Below are 22,737 nucleotides of genomic sequence, written 5' to 3'. Positions count from 1 at the left end.
TAATAGAATCCATATTCAATGTAGTCAACAAAAAACCACATAATAATCTTATATTTTGTGGTTTAATGTGATATTATTAAGAAAATAGTGTGGGGTTTAAAGTGATGTCTGACTATCTCTTAGTAAATTGTAGTACACTATGAATATAAAATGACTTTTAATTAAGGGTGGATAAGACATGAAGGCATTTGAACGGCGGGACCTCATTATTAATGAGCTTTATAGACATAAAAAAGTGCATGTCGCTGAACTAGCTCAAAAATTCCAGGTATCAGAAGAGACGATCCGGCGCGATCTTGACAAGCTCGATAAAGAAGGACTGGCCAAAAAGAATTACGGCGGCGCAATTTTGAATGCTCATACCAATGAAGATCCTTCCTATGCAAGCAGACACCAGATCAATCTTGAAGCCAAAGGCATTATTGCCTCCAATGTGCTGGACTTGATTAATGACGGGGACAGTCTGATGACCGATACCAGTACAACAGCTTTTGAAGCCTTACGCAAAATTACTGAAGCCAAGCAAAATCTAACTATAATCACCAATTCATTGGCTGTTTTGTCTGAATTCCAGCATTCCGGCCACAAGCTCATCTCTACCGGCGGTACTTTAGGGCCTGAAACCAGCTCCTTCGTAGGCCCCACAGCTTCCCAGAGCATACAAAAGTACAATGTAGATGTAGCTCTATTCAGCTGTAAAGCACTGTCAATGACGGGAGGTCTCAGTGATTCCAACGAAGAAGAGAGCGAATTGAAAATTCTAATGCAAAAGCAGGCCAGTAAAGTCGTGCTGCTCGTAGACCATTCCAAATTTGACCGAATTGCCTTCATCAAGCTCTTCAGCTTTGATAAAGTCGATTACATTGTGACCGATCAAAAGCCTTCGGAGGAATGGATCGCTTTTCTGAATACATATCAGATATCCGTTCTCTACAGTTCTGATATGTAAATTACACCTCACCAGAGGGGAGGCGAGTCATACAATGGGATCGAGAAATTTAGCTGCTTATCACGCTCCCCAGTGGTTTCCATTCGTTCTTATCGCTGTCGGAGCCTGTCTTATAGCGCTGCTGTGGATGGTATTCAAAAAGTCCAGTGAGTAGTATTCCCGGCCCCATTTTCGATAGCGCTTACATTGCAACATAGCACATACTCCTATTCCACCGCGTCTGCACACCGAATCAATGATTGATCTTTAACTTCATTTTTCTCATGTATGTCTGACTTGCCATGAATAAAACAAAAAACCTCCCCTCACCCCTAAAGGTAAAAGAAGGCATAAACGCGTCGCTTCTGTAGCAGAGCAGCTATATCTTCAGCTCCCCAAGCTTGATCAGCTCGACAACCGCTTGCGAACGGCCTTTGACGTTTAGTTTTTGCATGACGTTCGTGGTGTGGTTTGAAAGACACCATTATAATGGCAGGTCTTTCAGTTCTCCATTTGTTGATAGAAGTTCCTCTTCTACTGACTTTACAGCAACTTTCTTATCTAATTGTGTATTCTTTTTATTACCAAGCGTCTTTTTCCATTTATCCCAGAGACGATCAAAGGCAGCGAATAAAGTGAAACTGTAAAGTACGCTTTGACGTAGGTGTATTACGGGAAAATCAGAAAACATTTTTTCTAAATTAATGAAATATATGAACATTGAACATACAGCTATTATTACAAAATTTAATACATAAATTACATTCATAAATTCTTTTTTATCTTCCCTATCTCTTAATTCTAAATTATCATATCTATCTGATGTTAAAAATCCTTGCTTTAATTTCTTTTTTCTTCTTGAAAAAAAATCCGAAAAATAAAAATAACATGTACCAGTGAATTTTAATATGAAATAGTTCATGATAAATACAAATGTCAAGCTAATAGTCATGGAATCTACGTATTCACCAAATATATTTTGAGTATAAACGTATATAAATACACCCATTACAGTATTGATCAGAATGCTAGTAATGAAAGAAAAACCATATAAGCTACTGTACCGATACAATGTTTCCATTTTCAATTTATTCAAAATAGTAAAAGTAATTTTTAAGGGAAGAAATACAATTATTAATAAGATGAATGAAAATAAAAAATACAATTTCCGTATAAAAGCATATTTCTCTGCCCCTTCTTTTTTTTCAAAAAAATAATTAGAAGAAATAAACAAGGAAACTGAGAAGGTAAAGATAGATATATAGTAAAGAGCCCATTTGATGATAATTCTATCTAATTCATTTGAATTTTGATTCAGATTAAAAAGAAACATACCTACTGAACAAAGGCACATTATTATTGAGACCCATAATTTCCAAGTCTCTAGGTTCTCATTCTTTCCGTAAAACTCAAAAATATTAAAGTTACTCATCTTGCACATACCACTTCCTTCTTTATTCCCTGGTTATTATTACTATAATTTAGGTGCAAAAAATATTTTCATCACCTAAACTGCTTGTAAACTGCTATGAATATTAAAATAAAACAAAATATGTTCTTTTAAAAATTGTAACGATGATAAGTCACAACAATGACAAGCTAAATTTTGAAAATCCATTTTATGAGCACCTTTATTATCTGTGTATTTATGCAAATAAAAGGAGAATAATTGCAAAAGTTGCTTGCCAGGGATCACTCTCCAAAATTCATCATTATAGGTTTGCCTTATTTTTTTCTCCATCCGTAAATACACCTTTGTGAATCCATACATTTTATTTCTTTGGTAATCCCTAAAAACTTCATTAAGAAGGTAATCCCCTACTTTTTTATTATCAATTTCAAATGGAACTTTTTTCTTAGTGAATCTGGAAATCGATTGACTGGAATTTTCCGTATTCATCCCCAACTTCTGAATTGTACAATATATAGTCACCAGTTTTTTCATTTGGGTAGAGATATCATTGAGCCATAACTCAAAGTTAATTTTATTCTGACAAAATCTTCGATTTTCATTAGTCCTTCCTTTAACAAAGTTAATACCTGCTTCCTCATCAACTAAATAGTTTTCGATTGAATATCTTTCCAGATATAAGAAGTTTGCATCATTATACATTTTCTTTTCGAGAATAGTATCAAAATCCGAATCTGCAATGAAAAAACATGGAATTTTATTCGCCGAAATGGTGCTTTGTTTACTTTTCTGATAAACATCAATTACATTTTTTTTGCCTGACACTGCTTCAACATGAATTTGAATATTCGAATCAGAGAACAACCTTTTCAATAGTATGTCATATAAGTGAATACCCATATCATCTTCAATAAACACAATCAAGTCACTAGATTGACTCATTAAAATTTGAAATGCTAAGTACGCTTCGTTACTATATGTAGGAATTCCAACATCATCCATGCTCATGACTATCTATCACTCCTTAAAGAAACACATTTGTTCCTAAAGACACCCACAATCTCAGGGGAGTGGGTAGCAAATATCAGTTGCAGATTAGATGATATATTTAATATGGACTTGGCAAAGTTTCGTTGCCAAGCTATATGTAAAGATAATTCTGGCTCATCAATTATATAAATACCTTTTTGTTTTGAACTCACTTCAAAAATTAAGTAGGCAAAGAAGATCACAATTTGTTTTTCACCAGAAGAAAGTTTGTCTAACTCCATTCTTTTTTTGCTATTTTCCTGTGTGAACAACACATTTCCATCTCTGTCGTTTAAAACAAGTTCTTTATTGCTCTCTTTTAGAAAATCATTAACCGTGTCTAAAAAAGTTTTCATATTTCTTTGCAATTCTTCTTTCTTTTGATTAATATCTTGTATAACTTTTTGCCATTGCATTATTCTATTAAGTTGTGGCAAGTTTCCTATGAATGATAGTATAGAGTTATCGTATTCCTTTTCTCCAGCCTGCCATTTGCTAAAAACCTCATAACCTGCAAATAAACGTGCAATAAACATGTCCATTTCTTTTTCAAATTGAGGTGATAGTAACTTCATTTCTTTGAATGCATTTTTCAATTCATTAATTTTCGTGTCATTTAAAATCCCAATTTGCATTTTTATATCTGAAGTAAGTGCTTCATTTTCATAGTATTTAAATGATGATTGAAATATTTCTTTTCTCATTCGCTCATTTAATTGCTCTAATCTAATCCCAGTTTTCCTTTGATATTCTTTTACAATTTTGTTTATGCTCCTTAAAGTATCATCAATACCTCCAGTTGGTCGTGTATCACCATCAGACCACGTAGTTATATACCGAGTGCCTTGTTTCGTATATTTAACTATGTTATCTTCATTGTTCCCTTCAAGAAAACGATTATCTCTCGATAATGGTAGATATAAAATATTTAGTTCATTTGATATTTCGGTTAATATTGCATCTAAAGTTTGTCTAGAATCCTCACGTGCGCTTAACCTTATATATGTTTCGTCAATATTATTTAAGTTGATTGGAACTAAAAAGTCCTTCCATTTCAATTCGTACAACCCTTCAGAGTTCATTTTAATGTTCACTTCTTGAAGTTCTTTTCCCACCACGTACGATAGAGTTACTTCCTCGAAATTATACTTACTTAAAAAATCGAGATTTTTAGATGCTATTGAAGATATAATATTCAAAATTGATGTTTTACCTGACCCATTTGCTCCTACCAATAATGTCAAATCATCCTTAAAATCAATATTATAATTTCTCCATCCAAACATATTCTTAATTTTTAAATTTTTTATCATTTTTTACGCCCCCCTGAATGGCTATATAATTTAATACTTACTAAAAACAGGAAATCTAATAATACTGTACCAGTAATCCAAAGCATTTTCTCGCCATTTTTTTACATAAAATAGTATATTCACAAAATAGTTAAACAAAATTCTATTTTAGAAAACAAAAAATCTTCCCTTAGCTTAATAGCTAAAAGAAGATCATAAACTTGGTTCATCTGTTGCATAACTGTTTACAAACAACTTTGAAGTAGAGAATTATAATCAATTATTTTGAGCTATATGGACCAAATTCCATTTACAATTCTACCTGCCCCAAAGGAGTATAAATCTCCACTTCCCCATCAACACTTACAACCAATTTTTCAATTAGTTTGGACAAGATAATCCTCATTTCATCTAATCGGTCAAATTCAAGGTTCACAAGCGTTTCAAGAGCCGCTCTTATCTCATCATGGATCTTATCCAAATTGATCTGCTCTTCCTTGTTCTGAGATGACTGAGTTAGCTGTGTTTGAAGCGAAGCAATCTCCTGTTCATACTCTTGTTTTTCAAACCGATATTGTTCCTCATCGATCTCCCCGAGCATATTCTGTTTCCTCAACTCGAACAATAACTTTCGGTTTCTTTGGATAGCCTTCTCAAACTTCTTTAGATCCTTATCTAAATCAATGGATGGCTTTTTCTTCAAAATTCTATCTTTGCTATCCATGGTTTCTGTCTCAATGTTTATAACTCGCTTCAACTTCTTGCTCACTTCATTGATGACGGTGTCTCTAAAATTGTTGTAAGGAATCCAGGCATTGTTGACACAGCCCGTCTCTCCTTTCCGTCTCCTGGTGGAGCAGATCAAATAACGGTATTCTGGACCGTCCTTCCTCGACTTCCCTTTACAGCTCACTAGAGAGGCTCCACAGTGCTTACAAAAGATGATACCAGCAAACACATTCACTCTATTCCTGACGCCTCCACGCCTTCCTCCTCCACGTTTTAAGCGAATCTCCTGCGCAAGCTCGAACGTTTCATCGTCAATTATGGCTTCATGAGTTTGCTCGGCTGATCTTTCCCATTTTTCCTTTTCCCTCTGTACTTGTTTTTTGCTTCGGTCAGACATGTTGTTAATATCGTTATAGACCTTTTTCACTTCGTATTTACCAAAGACATTCTGCCCTGTATACACCTCGTTGGTTAGAATTCTTTGAATTGTCGTAATACCCCAAACTCCACCTTTCGGAGAAGGAATCTCCATTTCCTTGTTAAGGTACTGTACAATTGCCTTTTCCCCCATCTTTCGGGATACATATAAATGGTAGATGATTTCGACGATATAACTATAATTTTCATCAGGCGTAAGTGTCTTTTTATCACTACTTACGATTTTTCTATATCCAAAAGGAGCAACACTTCCTGTAAAATTACCTTTTAGCGCGGACTGCCTAATACCTCGCTTCGATGAAAGACTGATCTGTTCGCTCAGTTTCTGATTCACTGCGGAAATGATCTGGAATTTGAGCTCATCATTATCCTTGAGCGAATCAAAGCCTTCTTCAATAGAAATCAATCGGATGCCTAAAGCATCCACCAAGATCCTTTTTAGGTTAAGTGAGTCAAGTGTATCTCTTGAAAAGCGTGAAAGTGAGGCAAATATTATGGTACCAAAATACTTGGATTTGGCATCCTGGATCAATTTCTGAATCTCTTCCCGTGCTACGATGGAAGTTCCAGTATCACGATCCTCATAAGAATATTGTACATCCAGGTCAAGTACTCTTGCCTTCTCTTCACAGAGCCCCCTCTGGTGCTCTGGGCTATCTTTTTGGGAGTCTTTTGTGGTAGATACACGTACATATATGGCTGTTACATTAGGGTTTATCATCTGAAAATCACCTGATTCATCATGGTTGTCTTGCCTTAGAAGTCTCCCTATTATAGCTTATACCAGGATGTTTAATGAGGACCTTGCGAATGGTGTTATCAACCAATTCTTCAATAATTTTCTCAAGTGCCTTTTCCTTTTCAACGGACTTAAAAACGATCTTAAGCTGCACAGACATCACCTCTGGTTATGCCTATTACAAACTAAGATTGTCCTATTCCATCAGATTTCGTATTCTAATGTGTTCAAAGTGATAATGCTTTCCGCTGCACCATATAATCTGATAACGAATAAATTCCAGATTAAATATAAAGTTAACCCAGTTAACCTGGCTTACAAGGTAAACCCCAGTTAATCTTCATATAGAGAGGGGTTAACATGGCATCAGAAACATTTGGAGTTAAAGTGAACCCAGAAATTAAAGAAAAAGTCTCCTCCATGATTGCGGTATCAGGACTATCCAGCAAGGAATGGTTTGAAAGCGTGGTTACCTTATATGAACTTCAGACGTACAAGCATCATGACAGTGCGAAGAAATATTTAAGTGACTTGGAAATCCTTCAGGAGCACACCTCACGAATTAATGAAATATTTTCCTCTTTAATCAAAAAAGTTATTGATGATAACAACTACACCTCAACAGAGATTGCAAAGGTTACCCTAGAGAAGCAGGGAATTATTGAAGAACTTGAACAACGAGTACAATTTCTGAACAAAGAATTAACTAAGGTCAATCGTGAATTATCAGAGACTCATAAATCGTGGAAGCAATTGGATGAACTGTGCAGTGCACAGAAAGAGGCAATATTCCATCTACAATCTGAACTTGAACGTCAGAACGCTCGAATCTCAAAGTTTAATCAGGAAGAATTCGACATGTTGACCAATGAACTTAGGGGGTTAAAACAAACGCTAGAAATTGCAACATTGCGTCATAAAAAAGAAATTCAAGAATTGATTGCTCAACACCAACAGGAAGTTATTGAGAAATATTTGAGCAATTCGAAATCTACTGGAGAAAGACAAAAAGAAAGGCCATCGAAGAAGGCAATTCAGGAAGCGTCTTTGCCTATAGAAGTGCCGTCGATTCAGGAAAGTTCGAGTAATAACTCCTACAACAAAGATCATGATGACGAAAGGTAAACGTTCTCGCATATTAAAAGGGACAGCCTATGTCTTATAATCAGCTATCACATTTTTATATTGAGAAAAACAGAAAAATGGCGTGCAAACTTATATTACGTTTGCACGCCATTTTTCTAATTAAGCATTTTTTTAAACCAAGTACTTTATTGATTCTAGATAATTCTCAAGTCGATTGACTTCAAATCTCCGCTTTTTGAACCACTCTTGTGACCAAATTCTATAAATTTTCCATCCAAGCCCCTCCAAAACTTGCTGACGAAGTCGATCTCTATCCCGCGCGACTTTTGAACTGTGATAAGCCTTTCCATCGCATTCAATGCCCAACAGAAACTTATTGTCATTGAGTGGATCAACAATAGCTAAATCAATTCGATATCCTGAGCAGCCAACTTGAGTTTTAACTTTGTATCCCATGTCCGTAAGAACGTTGAATACATCCTCTTCAAAAGGTGAGTCAAACTCCATCTCTTCATGTGCTGTCATGCTGATCGGCAACTTGCCATCCATAGTGGCTTGCATATAATCCTTTAGCAAACGCAAACCAGTATTCCCGCTTACTTTTGTGTCAGATAAATCAGATGGCTTTAAGGAACTAATTATCTTCATATGATATTTGGCTCTAGTAACAGCTACATTTAACCGTCTTTCACCACGAGTTTTGCTTAATGGTCCAAAATTGTAATGCAATGTTTGATCAGCTGCCTTAGCATAGCCCACACTTAAGAAAATGACGTCACGCTCATCACCTTGAACATTCTCCAGACTTTTGATGAAAAACTCTTCATGGGCCCCTTCTTGAAAGAAACGTTCAAATAACGTATTTGCATTTCTTAGGATGGTCAGTTCATTCTCTATAGCAGATGCTTGAGCCTCACTGAACGCAATCACTCCTAGAGATTGATTAGGGTGTTCTTTAAAATGCTCAATTACTAAATTAGCAATCTGTTCTGCTTCTTTTTTATTCGTTTTATTTCCGCCTCGATCGTAAACACCATCTTTAACATAAACAAATTCTGTTCCCAGATAAGGTCCATTATCCGAACTTGGGAAGGTAATCAAATTGTTGTGATAAAAAGCTTCATTTGAAAAAGTGATTAACGACTCATGTTTACTACGATAATGCCAACGTAAATTAATTGGAGGGAGAACATGAGCGCACTCATCCAGAATACTTTCATATGTAACTTCTTGATCCTCTTCTTGTTCGTCATCGAAATCTTCTTCAATCGTACTGCTATGGAAAAAATTCGTTGGAGGTAATTGTTTAGTATCACCTACCACAATCAACTGTTTTCCACGTACAATAGCTCCGATTGCATCCTCTGAGAATATTTGTGATGCTTCATCGAATATCACTAAATCAAACTGAATTACAGAAGCATCCAAAAATTGACTTACAGACAACGGGCTCATAAGTAAACATGGTTTTACCTCCATGAATAAAGGTGCTGTAAGATTTAAAAGTTTTCTTATTGGATAGTGTCTTTTTTTCTTTCCTATTTCCGCTTGTATGATTTGAAGTTCTCGACGAAACGCAAGCGAATTTATCGCGTGATTTCGATTTAATTCTAATCTTTCCTTTATACGGAGGACGTTCAATTGATTGCTCTTTACATCCAGTTTTCTAAAAGAAGTCACATCAGTATTCATTGCGTCTGCATCAAAGTCAAATAAAAGCGGTTCATTTTTATAAATTTGATCTAGCCAAAGTGTAAAGAATCTCTTTTGAAATAGATCTTTAAACGTGAAATCGCTAATATTCTCATTTTTTATTGCAAGCATAAATTTGCCGAGACCTAAATTAGATGCAGTGTCTTCAAGACGTCGATATCTGATCCAGTCTTCCAAAAGATCAATTGAATCAATACGTATTTCTGAAAATTGAATAAGATCCTCCAATTTGAGCTCAGAGAAATCAAATTCTTTGAAGATAACAGATACAGTAAAATACAAATGCAGATCTTTTTTAAGATTCATGTTTTTTTCATATTCTTTTTCCGCCTGTACTAGCCACTCTATGATGTCGACTTTGTTCCCTTTTCCTTCTGAAGTAACATAATTCAGCAACTTGGACGGCATCGCCATATTAGCAAACAAGTTATGCCATTCATCCGTCCATGCTAGTGCATCAAAGATTTGTTCCCAATTCGTGTTGTACCCAGTAAATCGATCACCGAATACAACTTTAAGATTCTCCAATTCACTATCGATAATCTGTTTATACATTTTGACTTCGACTGCCATCTCTAATGTATTTTTAATCTCATCGAATGTTAAGTCAGTGTCCACAAAATATGGGCTAAGTTTAGAGAATCCATACTGCCACTCTTCAACTTGCCGTTTTAATAATTTGAGTGTATTTCCAAATTCAGCATATGGCCAATATAATTCTGGACCTTCGTAACCCGAAAAGAATTTTGGCAGTGCCTCCCGATACTTTGGAATTTCTTTTTCAATGGTACTTAAACATTGCACCAGGGAAGTTACATCAACATGAACTCCCTCTCCTCTGAGCATTGCTGTTTTAAATTCTCTAGTAATCTGAACATTACTTTTAAATAACAAGGTGAATTCTTCGATAAACCTAAAAAACTCATCCCATTCCGTATCATTACCTTTAAAAGAATTCCCCAGAATATTAATGTTATTTTCGAAACTTTCGTCTAGCTCCTTGGATTGTTGCTTAAGGATAATATTATTTTTCAAATCTTGTTTTAAGGAAATCACACTCAGATTCATTGGATTCTGAAGATGACAACTAAATTCATCCACAAAATTAAAATACGCATCCACATTTTCCGATTCAATTTGAAGCTTAGTAAATAATTGTTCTGTATTAATCTTTGAACCATCAGCACCAAATAAACTAATTAAATTTGGATACTCATTGTGAATTCGATTGATGATATGTTTCAAATCGGCACATATTTGTTTCAATTGGGCAAAAGAAGACATCAACAAATCCACTTTACCCGCAGGTCTAAGTAATAGTTCTCTTAACGATACAGTTAGGCCACGTCCTTGATGCCATTCAACAATCTCTCTTGTAGTTGATAGCGCTTGTTCGATGGAAGACCAACTTGTATCAGACAACTGGTAATGCCACCCCAGCGATGATTGAAATTCAGATTCCATTTTTTCAATAGAGTTCTTGTAATCCAATACTCGTTTTATGTTACGAACGTATTTTTGAAACGTATCAAAGTCTAATTTCTCATTGGATTTCAGATTAGCCCTTAGCCATTTTAAATCCTTTTTATAGGAACCATTAAAGACCTTTAAAAATGACTGGTATGGCCCCTCACACCGTTCGAAAATATCGTAAATGCGCTCATCATACACTTCTTCTTCAAATAATTTAGTGGATTTATCAAATTCAATTTGATATTTACTATATAACTCCTTACCCTCTCGAATAGTCGTTTGTATACCATGGTAATTATTTAAGTTAAACCAACTTTCCTGTGGCTTCGGAGATCTCTCGATAAACCGAATCACAATTTCTAGATTATCAATCAAGGAGAGGTTGATTATTTCCAATCCGAATAGTGACTCAAATTCTGTTTTATATGTGTTTAATAATTTAGTCTTACTGAAAAAGTCCCCGAGTAATCCTTTCACCTTTGATTTTTGATCATACAAAATAACATCCTCTGATCCTGATCCTTGAGTGTTTCTAAATGGCTCAACTAGGGACTCCTTAACTTCGAAATCAATCAAAGCCTTTTCAGCATTGATCTCTAAAAAAGATGGCTTATATTTAGATAATAAATCGCCTCGTAATGCTGCATTCTCTAAGTACTTTCCCTTTAATTTCATGGCTTGATTTAAAATATTTGCTAGTTGGTTTACATCGAACCAGATCTCTGTTGGTGTTACACTTTGGTTTAGCAAAGAAAGATAACTTAACAACTGATTTAGTTCTTTAGCATTTTCCAGCTCGTGTATTCCAAGACTAGAGGCTATTTCATCATAATTAGAGGCATTGGAGAGAATAGACAAGATATCTTCGATCCCATTTATTAATGTACTTTGGGTTAACAAAAGTTCGTTCAGTTTTGTTTCAGGAATCATCGAAATAAACTGTTCATTTTCTATATATAGTTCGTTATAAAAATCTTGAAGGCGACTTTCCTCCAATATATCTTCATTGACCTTTGTGGTTAACTCCTTTTTTTCATCAAGAAATGTTGAAAATCTCTCTTGATAATTTTTAGCATCAATAATGATCTGGGAGATATTCCCCTTATCAAACCAACCTACTGGAGGCATAGGAGAATGCTTAGCCATGTCCAATATGTTAGTTGCCTTCTTTAATTCATCTAGCGTAGAAATCTGTAGCCCAGTAAATGATTGTATATTTGATACAACTTCCGTCGTGTATTCCAATTGATTTTTCATCTTTTCAAGAAACTTTTTCACTTTAGATTTCATTTCAAGCGAGAAGCTCTCGTCGTTATAGCCTTCCCATGGGTGAAAGTCAGATTTATAAACAGAGGCCCGATAACGTTCTAGGTCAGATAGCAATCTGTAAATTGATTCAAGCTCAGTTGTTGGGCTAATGTTGAAGTCCACTGTGAATTCAGGGACGTTTTGCAACCTAGAGAGTATTCCGTGTATTTCGTATACTGTCATATCATACGGTTCTCTGGCTAAATGAACCTTTTCTGAATATGTATTTAGTTTTTCCCTGATGACATTTATTTGACCGTATACTTCCTTGGATATTTTCTTATTTGATTCCTGAACATTTAACACATGGTTTATTTCATCTAAAACCTGTCTTTTATTGGCTTTTTGACTATGCATCTCAATACAAAAATCTCCTAATCCTTCACTCTCAAGGCGACTTTTCACTACATTTAGTGCGGCCATTTTCTCACTTACAAATAGAACCTTTTTGTTGTTTGCTAAGTTCTCTGCAATAATATTGGAGATGGTTTGGCTCTTCCCAGTGCCTGGTGGGCCCTGAAGAACAAAGCTCATCTCATTTTTAGCAGCCAATATTGCTTGCTGCTGGCTTGAGTCCGCATCGAGTATATTGAATATTTCATGGGAAGGGACCTCCCGATCCATACTGGTTTCATCAGGAATTCGTGTGTGATCGAATGTTTGTTTTCTACTTTCCTCATTAGACACACCTGCAATTTCTCTGATCAGTGGATGACTTTCGATTATATCTTTATAAGTCTCCATATCCTTGTACATAACCAGCTTGTTAAAGGAAAACAACGATAAATAAACGTCCTCTTCGACGCCCCAGCCCTCAAGATTAATAATAAGATCTCTTATTTCTCCCCATAATTGATTAACGTTAATACTTGCTGGATCTTCAGGTAGCTCAGGTAAGGTAATGCCATGCTGCTCTTGTAACATATGTGCTAAGAAGGGATTGATCACAATATCATCTTCAAACTGATTTAACGTAAACGGGGCATTCGCACTAGTTCTTTTTAAGGTTACAGGCACCAATAGTAAAGGCGCAAAGAAATCTGATGTAGACGAGAGCTGTGTTTCTTTCCATTTCAAAAGTCCAAATGATAAGTACGAAATATTTATTCCTTGTTCATTCATTCGCGTCTTTGCAGCCGTTCTAAGCTTATTTAAGGTCTTATTATAATTTTGAATTTCTTCGGCAATTCGTTTCTTCTTCTCAAGTTCTTCTATCGCCATTAATTTGATTTTTTCAATTTGCTGAGTATATTGGGTAACTAATTTATTACAGTCCAATTGCTTTTCTTCCCCAATTAGTAACTCGTATAACTGTGAAGCGGCATCTAAGAAATTCACACTATTAGTTTTCTTTGGCTTAAAATTAAGCAGTGTGTTCCTCTTACTCATATCGATGAGGTTCTTTTTCCAATTCGCTATTCTGTTCGATAACTGCTCTTCCATTTTATTATCCATTTTTATCCACCTATTCGGCATAAAGTCTGCTACTGGTCTGCACCAATACATTCAGCCATTCCTATGATAATTAGGTAAATTGTACCACGCTACTCATAGTAATAGAATACAGAATACTAGGAAGGGCTAATTAATCATTACCTAAGAACCGATCTACTTATTTGGAAGGTCATTCGATTATAACTTTTGAAACTAAGAAGCTTTATATACCATAAGGTTTAAGAGGTGTACAAGCCTGTTTAATCTCGGTTTTATACAAGCTACGGGATCGAAAGGCTAATAAAAAACCGAGTTTTATTTTTCTAATATTATAGCTTTCAACCCAAGAACCGAGGTAGAATAATAAAAAGACTTGCTTCATTATAGAAACAAGTCACTTTACTACTGTGTATAATAAGTCATGCCGTGCTGTGATTCTAACATTCCTTATAGGATCAATGGTAATCTCTTGTACAAACTCGAATAATAAACCACGAAGCAACCTCGAATCGTACTCAAGCTTTTCTTGTTGCTTCATCTGTTGCCTCTTTAATTGTTACAGCTTGTCTTTAACGCTTTCTTGATTAAGTTGTAATTTATGAATTTGTTTAATTTGATTTTGATGCTGTATCAATTGTTTATCAACCACACTAATCTTGTGTTCGTAACTTTGTTTAGACAGTGTCAATATCCGAATGAGTGTCTTTAAATTGTTCCTGATTTATCCCATTTATTCTACATCCATACTATGGAGAAAAATAAACTGTTGATCAATTTCAGACTTAACCTTACACAGTTGGTCCTTATAATTTGAAATTGTTTGGCTGAGCACATCACATTTTCTGCCCAAGTTAATGATGTCATCCTCTATGCTCATTAAAACTTTCTGAATGATTACACTTTCATGTAAAAAAAGCCTGAATTCGTTTTTCTCCGAATACGGCTCTTTTCTATGCGATAATTAACTTTTGAATCTTCTTTTTTCCGTTAGCATTAAAACTGAGTTTGATTAGTATGATTAATCAGCATTACAAATAGAACCCAACTATTGAGAAATCACTGCTAAGAACAGTGACTTTTATTTATTATAGTCTGCTAATAGCCTAATTGCATTCTAATCATCTTATCCGAGATGTACAAATTCATGGTTATTAACCGTTATATTTATAGACCCTGATGGGCCTATTATTCTGTTCGAAAGTGATGTTTTATCATAACCAAGTTTACGAAAATCCAGCACAATCTGATTATTCTGAATAGAAATATCAAATAAATTGCTTATCACCTTTGCCTTCAACGAGATCAATGGGATCTCTACTTGGGCTGAACTAATTAGATTAACTAGGTCTTGTGGCATTTTGTTTATTTTTTCTCTCTTTATAGAGAATTCAAGATATATCTGACTTTTTCTTGATTCTATTCTAATTTTGTTCCCTGATGCATTACATACAAAGTCATTAATTTTATCTGGTGCAACAATTATGTCATTGTCAATAATATGAATGATAATTTCTCCTGATTGATCACGTAATAAAGCATTTAATGTCATTTGGCCGTTTTCATTTTCACTTAAGCCAAATATTTCGTTTTCAAGTACCCTTAATGACAAGCGATCCTGAACTATTAAAAAGTTACTACCTGCCATTACCACGCTGTTTATTAAATTCCAGTATAGTTTACCTCTCACAGGGTTAACTTTATTATTTGCTTTTTGTTTCTTTAGTAACTCTAATTCTTTTATTGTCCAAGTTCCCCTATCTGCCATGATATGATGACTTGGACAAAGTGCAATCATTCCTTCAAGATTGTGAGTATGTCCCTCATGCCAAGGAGGATTAAAATGATGATATTCAAGAAATGGAGATCCGCATCCTTGAATAGGACAGCCGAAATCAATTTCTTTTCTTAATTCCCTTCTTATTTCCGTTGGTGGAATTCTACTTTCCATCATGATTCAACTCCCACTAAATATTATCTTTGCATTAGTTTTGACAACGTTCCACTCACACCCTATAGGATTGTGGTAATCTGCTTATCCTCGGATCTTCGAAATACCTAAAAATCAACATGTAGAAAACTATGTGTAATATTTTTTATTCTCCAGGCTATTCACTATATCAACCGATCCATCCGCTGCTACCCAAAACATAGTTATATCTAATAATTTTATTGCATGTTCTATTTCTCGAATCACCTTTCTATGACCTAAATTATCTGGTAAAGCAATTGCAATGCCGAAATTATCATCTGTTCTAGTTGTCAATATTTTCGAAACGGAAAGTAACGCTTTCGCCACATGATCTACTATTTGATTTTGATTAAATGGTTTACCATATCTTTTTGAAGTTATTAAAGCACTTGTTTCCCCCTTTGCTTCTAAGTACAGAATAAAATCATTTCTTCGAGCAATTACGTCTATGCCTTTTTCTAAAGTGTTAAGTGATTGTTGAATAGAAAACCCGTGTTTGTCAAGCTTCAGACACACTGCTCTAATAACGTCATTTTCAGTTATCATTTTTGTATCCTTTCCGCTGAATAGTGTATTTGAAAAACCACCCCGCGTTTTAATATTCGACTAATTCAATTAATTACCTTTATATGTAAGATAAAATGCAATAATCAGCCCAAGTATATGTTCATTCGGCACTGACTGACTCTTACCGATTGACAATAAAAACTCAAGATACAATTTGGTTCTCAATCTGAGACTCACATCTGTGACTGATGACCAATTCCTCAGCGATCATGTTGTGTTCGCTCTTCATGATTAGTATCTAGCCCCAATTGTCAACTTGTGAATAAATTCCCTTTTTCTTAAGTAAATAAATTCATAATACATAAGTATAGCCCATCCATGTTCAGAACTGAACTTAACATTACCAAAGGACTTCCCACATTAATCTTCAATTCCATTTCAAACTACATGACGTTGGAGATGTGGTTGCGGACCGTTTTTTCACTGATGAATAACAATCCGGCAATATCCCGTGTGGTTTTGTCCTGCACTAGAAGCTCGAATACTTCGCGCTCGCGATGCGTCAATAGAAATTTGCTGTGATGTTCGTTCCCCTTCAATGGTGTCACCCCTCCTTGCCCTGGGTTTGTTTGGTATAACAAGGTAAAGGGATACAGTCAAAATCATTTTATGTATAGTGGGTGGTAATGGTGCGGTCGCAGCCCTAAAATGGGCGATAGCGGAGAGGCTATATTTTATGAAATGGATTCTATGGCTAGCTTTATATTCGGAAGGTTATAAGCGCACACTATGCTAAAATAGATGAACTATATTTCTTGTCCCAGGAGGCAGTCCGATGGCCAATATCAAAGAAATTGCCCGCATTGCCGGGGTATCCGTAACAACTGTATCGCGCGTGCTGAACAATCATCCATATGTAAGCAAGGACAAAAGAACAGCCGTGCTGAAAACCATAGAGCAGCTGAATTATACACGCAATATGAACGCCGTTCATCTGATTACGGGGCGTACCGGGGCGGTTGCGGTTATTTTGCCGTCGATCAATTCTTTTTACTTCTCGGTGGTGATGGACGGGTTGGCTCAAGCTGCGCTGGCGGCGCAATACCGCCTGATTCTATGCCAGACCAACTATGTTCCCGAAGAGGAGCTTAAGGTGCTGGATATGCTGCGTAACAAAGAAATTGACGGAGTAATCATTGTCTCAACTGCGCTGAAGCCTGAGCGGATCGAGCCATACTGTGCTTACGGACCGATTGTAACCTGCCAGAACAGCGGGGAACGTCCATATTCTTCTATTTATATTGAGCATTACGAAGCGTTCCGCCATGGGCTAGAGTATCTGTACAACAAGGGACACCGCAAAATCGGTTATTGCGAAGGCCGTGAAAACGGCAGCAGTGCCTCTATCCGCCAGAACGCTTTTCAGGATTTTCTTGCTGAAAAGGGGTTGCCTTTTGATCCGGATTGGATGGTCTTCGATTGCGTGCGTGAAGAGGACGGTGCAGAGGTGGCTCGTCGCCTGCTGGGTAATCCCAACCGGCCTGAGGCGATGATTATTTCAGGCGATCATGTGGCTGCTGGCCTGATCATTGAAGCGCGCAAGCACGGCCTTCGTATCCCGGAGGAGCTTGCCGTGATAGGGTTCGACAACCAGCCAATCGGACGGCTGCTTGAGATCACAACGATTGACAACCAGCTCTACCAGATGGGCTCGGCGGCCTTCGGGATGGTTCATGAGCATATTCACGGCAGCAGTCTTCCAGTGACCCGGAAGCTGGAATACCGGATTATTGAGCGGTCCACGGTATAAGACTGAGGTATGCACAAGCTTCGGATAACGATGCGGCCATTACGTATGTGGTGGTTGTATATCATACTGCAATGGGTTCGCCGGCTTCAACGAGATTCACAAGCTGCTAGGCGTCACCAGACTTCAGTACCTTCCATAACCTCTACTCCTCTGTTACTTTCTCCTCCCTTTTGCTCCGGCATCCCTTACACTTGTCCGCTTACTCCTATTACGCGTGAGATTTTTCACATTATGACTTGGCAGTGATATAAATCACATTTTTGTATTGACAGCCCCTGTGTAGGACCTTATGATAAATCCAGCACTAGTGATAACGATTATCATTTGCATACATAAAAAAGGGGTGTTTTGAGTGAAATATAGTTATACGCTTCCCGCCGGTCTAATAGCGGCCTCCATACTGTTCACCGGCTGTGGTGACAATAGCAACAATAATAATAGTAACAATTCCAATAATGAGGCAGCGGCCACGGCGGCTACAGCAACGAACACACCAGCCACAACCACTGCTGCTTCTACCGGCGCTGCCGACTTTACCTCTGCGATTGAGCAATACCGTGCTTACGTCATTGAGCAGAGCGATGCGTTTGTGAAGCAGACGGAAGGTTTCACCGATGCTGTCAAAGCCGGAAAGCTGGAGGAAGCCAAAGCACTGTACGCTCCGGCCCGCATGTATTATGAACGGATCGAGCCGATTGCCGAGGCGCTTGGCGATCTGGACCCGAATATCGATGCCCGTGAGAATGATGTCGATCCGGCTGAATGGCGCGGGTTCCACAAGATTGAACAAGCACTCTGGCAGAATAAGACCACAAACGGGATGGCCGAGGTGGCAGATCAGCTGCTGAAGGATGCCCAATTGCTGCGTGCCAAGGTAGAGACCGTGGAGATTGATGAAAGCCTGCTTGTTACCGGAGCTGTCGAGCTGCTGAACGAGGTGTCCTCTTCCAAGGTAACCGGTGAGGAAGAACGTTACTCCCATACGGACTTGTATGATTTTGTAGCCAATGTGGAAGGTGCGCAGAAGATTTACGAGCTGCTGAAGCCCGAGCTGGCCAAAAAAGATCCGGCCCTGGAGAAAACGATCGGCGACCGGTTTACCGCTCTGCTGGCCGAGCTGGCTCCTTTTAAATCCGGGGATGGATATGTGTCCTATGAAACTTTGAAAAAAGATGAAGTGCGTAAATTAAGCCAGAATCTCGACGCTTTGGCGGAACCCCTCTCCAATATGGGGACTATTCTAGGAGTGTGACCGGCATGAAAAAGAAAGTTAATCCCCTGCCCCGAAACGGGCAAACAGCCACAGAAGAGATTAAGAACAATAACAAAGGCGGACAGATATTCGATAAAAAACTCAGCCGCCGCGAGATGCTCCGGCTTACCGGAGCCTCCGGTCTTGGACTGTTGCTGGGCGGCGGCGGGGTCAGCGGGATTTTGGCGGCAAGTGGTGCGACGCATCAGGCCCCTTCTGCTCTGCAAGCCTCCAGGGAGGACATCATCCCGTTCTACGGCAGCCATCAGGCTGGAATTCTTACTCCTGCACAGAATTTCCTCTGCTTCGCTTCGTTTGATCTGACGACCTCAAGCATTGCAGATGTCAAAAAACTGCTGCAGTCCTGGACCACGGCTGCGGCTGCCTTAACCACAGGAACGCTGATCGGCGATGCCAATGATCATCCAAATCTGCCCCCATCCGATACCGGAGAGGCTGATGGACTTACACCTTCCAAATGTACGATTACTTTTGGCGTGGGACCTGCATTGTTTGACGGACGCTTTGGACTGGCTTCGAAACGTCCGTCTACATTCGCTGATCTTCCGGCCTTTGCCGGAGACAGTCTCGATCCGCAGTGGTGTGGCGGCGATCTCTGCGTACAGGCTTGCGCAGATGATCTGCAGGTGGCGTTCCATGCCATCCGTAATCTGGCCCGTATCGCCAGAGGAACCGCTGTGCTCCGCTGGACGCAGGAAGGCTTCCAGCGGACTGGCGGAGCAGACCCCAAAGGCGGAACTCCGCGCAATCTGCTTGGCTTCAAGGATGGCACGGGCAACCCCGATGTGACCGATGCGGCAGAAATGCGCGAGGTGGTCTGGTGCGGCAGCGAAAGCCCTGCCTGGATGAACGGCGGCACTTACATGGCTGTGCGCCGCGTGCGGCTGCGCATTGAAGTATGGGACCGTTCCTCGCTAAGTGATCAGGAGGCCACCTTCGGGCGCCACCGTAAAAGCGGCGCCCCTATCGGAGCTACCGATGAATTCGCCAAGCTGAATCTGGAGGCGGCCGATGCCGCCGGAAAACCGGTCATCCCGCCCAATTCCCACTCGGCGCTGGCCCATGGGGATGGCACAGTCAAAATGCTGCGCCGTTCCTACTCTTTTTCCAGTGGCATGGATCTAACCACAGGGCAGCTGGATGCGGGTCTTCTGTTCATTAGCTTCCAGAAGGATCTCGTGAAGCAGTTCGTGAGCATTCAGAAGCGCCTTGCCAAAAACGACCGTCTGAACGAATACATGGTGCATACCGGTAGCGCAGTGTTTGCCTGTCTTCCGGGTGTACGCGAAGGCGGCTATATCGGAGAAGCCCTGCTGGGCTGAGTACGCAAGTGGAAATGGCTTCGCCGTCCTTATAAAAACTTATGCTTTCAAAGTAAAGATAAATGGGGGTCAATCGCAGTGAAAGAAAAGGGAAATGCCGCCTTAAAGGAGCATAAACCCGATCACCTGCGTTCCCGGTTAGAATGGAAAGGGGTTATCCCGATGCTGTTGTGGATACAAAAACTGGTACATAGAATCCCAGGGGGATGGCTGCCGAAACTAGGTCAGCGGCTGACTGTGCAGGAATCGCACAGGAAGGCGCAGATGCACGGCTTGCAGGCAGCCGCTCTGCTCGGCTGCCTCTGCCTGCTGCTGCTCAGCAGGCCAGCAGCCACAGCCGCGGCGGCGGGCACGCCGCTGGACGAGCTGCTACCGCCGGTCGGCAGCGCGCTCGTCGAAGCCGGCCAGAGCCGCTGGGACGCGGCCGCCGCCGATGTGGACACGTTCGCGGCGCTGTGGCGCACCGCGAACGCCGGCACGCCGGACCCGGCACTCGCCGGTCCGGCTTCCGCCGTGGACGCCGCGCTCGCAGACGCGGCGAAGGCCCTTGCGGCGGGCGGCGGCACGCCCGCCAAGACCGCGCTGTCCACGCTCGCGAGAAGCGTGGACGCGTATGTGAGCGCCGCCTCCGGCACGGGCGGCGTTGACTCTGGCGCCGCCGGCCGTGAAGCGGCGGCGAAGCTGCTGCCCGCGGCGGAACGCGTGCGGGATGCGGCGCGCAGCGGCGACTGGGCTGCGGCCGCGGAAGCGTACCGCGCCGTGGTCAGCGGCTGGACGCCGGCGGAGCGCGGCATCCGTGCCGATAATCCAGCCGTCTATGGCCTGCTGGAGACGAAGATGAGCCTGCTGCGTATCTCGCTGCAGGCTGAGCCGCTGCGCGAAGAAGCGGCGCTGTCCGAAGCGGAAGTGCTGTATACGCTGCTGGCCGATTACCATGACGGCAAAGCGGTCGATACCGGAGACGCCTCGGCGGAGCCGGCATCGATTGAAGCGCTGATCGGCTACCTGAAGCAAGCTTCCGCTGCAGCAACCGCCGGGAACAGCGCCGAAGCAGCCGGCATCATGGAACAGTTCATCACCGCCTGGCCTTCAGCCGAAGGCCAGGTGCAGATTGCTTCGCCCAAAGTCTATGCGAATATCGAAAATGAGAGCGCAGCAGTCACTGGTGATCTTCTCTCTAATCCTCCGAAGCTCGATCAGGCGCTGGCGGCCATGGACCATATGCTCTCCGAGCTGACACCGCTGGCCGGAGAAACAAGCTACACGGCCTGGGATGCTGCACTGATTCTGCTGCGCGAAGGTCTAGAAGCTATTCTTGTCCTAGCCGCTCTTCTCTCGTATCTCAAGAGGGAAGGTACACCCAAAACCCGGCGCTGGATCTGGTCCGGTGCCGCAGCAGGTCTCGCCGGAAGCATCTTGCTCGCTGTGATCTTAAGTATAACCATCTCCCAAGCCGCCTCCGGCGGAGCGCGTGAGATGATTGAGGGCATTACCGGGCTATTCGCCGTGGTGATGATGCTAACGATCGGCCGCTGGCTTCACGGCAAGTCCAATACGGCAGCCTGGAACAATTATGTTGGCCAGCAGGTAGGTGGCGCACTGGCCCGGGGCAATCTGTGGTCCTTGTTCCTGGTAGCGGCTTTGGCCATTTTGCGTGAAGGTGCGGAGACTACCATCTTTTATGTAGGAATGGCTCCTTCCATTGCTGTTTCGCAGCTGCTGCTTGGGATTGGCGGCGCGCTGGCCGTGCTGATCGTCCTGGGTTATGCCATTATCGCTTTAAGCGCAAAATTGCCGCTTGCGGCCTTCTTCCGCATCGCAACCGTGCTGATCTACTATTTGGTGTTCCGCTTCCTCGGCGAGAGCATTCATGCACTTCAGGTAGCAGGCACTCTCCCTGCACATACAGAGAACGGCTTGCCTTCCATCGGCTGGCTTGGTTTGTTCCCGACCTGGGAAACTTTGGTGCCGCAGCTTCTTATGCTGGCCTTCATTCTCTGGGAGCTGCTGCGCAGCAGAGGAGCAACCGGTAAGTCACGGACAGCGGAATAGTCGCTTCCCCCGGAACCGCCTTGAATACCAAGGCATTCCGCAGAGATGAGCCTAATATGTTCAAATTCATTTACTTCTCTACAATCGCCTCCATGGAGTCAGCTGTGCGGACTATAATCCGCTGCTGCATTCCATGGAGTTTTTGCTGTATCAAGCCCCTTGAATCCATACAGCCCCTCTTTGCGAACCCGAGAAAACTCCTTCTTGCATCCTCTCAGTGTATG

The 22,737-nt window shown here is 40.6% G+C and carries 14 protein-coding genes and 1 pseudogene; 6 read left to right on the top strand and 9 right to left on the bottom strand.

What is annotated here, in order from left to right; translation table 11 throughout:
* Positions 1–178: 178 nt before the first annotated feature.
* Complete coding sequence (locus ACAN54_RS20190; protein WP_379159425.1) at positions 179–949, top strand: DeoR/GlpR family DNA-binding transcription regulator; 771 nt, start codon at positions 179–181, stop codon at positions 947–949.
* Positions 950–1,307: 358 nt separating this feature from the next.
* Here ACAN54_RS20190 and ACAN54_RS20185 read toward each other — a convergent pair.
* The 5 genes and pseudogenes from ACAN54_RS20185 to ACAN54_RS20165 all read right to left on the bottom strand — a co-directional run.
* Positions 1,308–1,400 (bottom strand): annotated as a pseudogene (locus ACAN54_RS20185) (helix-turn-helix domain-containing protein); the annotation flags it as partial.
* Between the two features lie 12 nt (positions 1,401–1,412).
* A complete protein-coding gene (locus ACAN54_RS20180) occupies positions 1,413–2,360 on the bottom strand; it encodes a hypothetical protein (protein WP_379159422.1) in 948 nt (315 codons plus the stop codon).
* A 75-nt stretch (positions 2,361–2,435) separates the two neighbouring features.
* Positions 2,436–3,347, bottom strand: coding sequence for a DUF4435 domain-containing protein (locus ACAN54_RS20175; RefSeq protein ID WP_379159419.1), 912 nt, complete (start codon positions 3,345–3,347; stop codon positions 2,436–2,438).
* Positions 3,348–3,349: 2 nt separating this feature from the next.
* Positions 3,350–4,681: an AAA family ATPase gene (locus ACAN54_RS20170; protein WP_379159416.1), complete on the bottom strand. Its 1,332-nt coding sequence runs from the start codon at positions 4,679–4,681 to the stop codon at positions 3,350–3,352.
* A 289-nt stretch (positions 4,682–4,970) separates the two neighbouring features.
* Positions 4,971–6,548, bottom strand: coding sequence for a recombinase family protein (locus ACAN54_RS20165; protein ID WP_379159413.1), 1,578 nt, complete (start codon positions 6,546–6,548; stop codon positions 4,971–4,973).
* A 378-nt stretch (positions 6,549–6,926) separates the two neighbouring features.
* On the opposite strand from ACAN54_RS20165, the gene ACAN54_RS20160 reads away from it, so the two are divergent.
* The gene (locus tag ACAN54_RS20160) at positions 6,927–7,691 is read left to right on the top strand and encodes a hypothetical protein (protein WP_379159410.1); all 765 of its coding nucleotides are present in this window, start codon (positions 6,927–6,929) and stop codon (positions 7,689–7,691) included.
* A gap of 132 nt (positions 7,692–7,823) precedes the next feature.
* On the opposite strand, the gene ACAN54_RS20155 is transcribed toward ACAN54_RS20160, so the two are convergent.
* The 4 genes from ACAN54_RS20155 to ACAN54_RS20140 form a co-directional block, all read right to left on the bottom strand.
* Positions 7,824–13,601 carry a DUF4011 domain-containing protein gene (locus ACAN54_RS20155; RefSeq protein WP_379159407.1) on the bottom strand — a complete coding sequence of 1,926 codons (5,778 nt, stop codon included), beginning with the start codon at positions 13,599–13,601 and terminating at the stop codon, positions 7,824–7,826.
* Between the two features lie 1,102 nt (positions 13,602–14,703).
* Positions 14,704–15,528, bottom strand: a complete 825-nt coding sequence (locus ACAN54_RS20150; protein WP_379159404.1) for an HNH endonuclease signature motif containing protein — start codon at positions 15,526–15,528, stop codon at positions 14,704–14,706.
* A gap of 129 nt (positions 15,529–15,657) precedes the next feature.
* Positions 15,658–16,095: a hypothetical protein gene (locus ACAN54_RS20145; RefSeq protein WP_379159401.1), complete on the bottom strand. Its 438-nt coding sequence runs from the start codon at positions 16,093–16,095 to the stop codon at positions 15,658–15,660.
* A gap of 404 nt (positions 16,096–16,499) precedes the next feature.
* Entirely contained in the window at positions 16,500–16,655 is a 156-nt protein-coding gene (locus ACAN54_RS20140) for a LuxR C-terminal-related transcriptional regulator (RefSeq protein WP_379159398.1), read from the bottom strand.
* A gap of 236 nt (positions 16,656–16,891) precedes the next feature.
* Here ACAN54_RS20140 and ACAN54_RS20135 point away from each other — a divergent pair, with 236 nt between their 5' ends.
* From ACAN54_RS20135 to ACAN54_RS20120, 4 genes are all read left to right on the top strand, one after another.
* Complete coding sequence (locus tag ACAN54_RS20135) at positions 16,892–17,866, top strand: LacI family DNA-binding transcriptional regulator (RefSeq protein ID WP_379159395.1); 975 nt, start codon at positions 16,892–16,894, stop codon at positions 17,864–17,866.
* 352 nt (positions 17,867–18,218) lie between these two features.
* Positions 18,219–19,118, top strand: coding sequence for an iron uptake system protein EfeO (gene efeO, locus ACAN54_RS20130; protein ID WP_379159392.1), 900 nt, complete (start codon positions 18,219–18,221; stop codon positions 19,116–19,118).
* On the top strand, positions 19,052–20,461 hold the full coding sequence (efeB, locus tag ACAN54_RS20125) for an iron uptake transporter deferrochelatase/peroxidase subunit (protein ID WP_379159880.1): 1,410 nt from the start codon (positions 19,052–19,054) through the stop codon (positions 20,459–20,461). Before efeO ends, efeB begins: the two co-directional genes overlap by 67 nt.
* Before the next feature lie 513 nt (positions 20,462–20,974).
* Positions 20,975–22,513, top strand: coding sequence for an FTR1 family iron permease (locus tag ACAN54_RS20120; RefSeq protein WP_379159389.1), 1,539 nt, complete (start codon positions 20,975–20,977; stop codon positions 22,511–22,513).
* Positions 22,514–22,737 lie beyond the last annotated feature (224 nt).

The sequence above is a fragment of the Paenibacillus diazotrophicus genome, from assembly GCF_042610465.1.
This window is presented reverse-complemented; position numbering and strand designations above follow the sequence as displayed.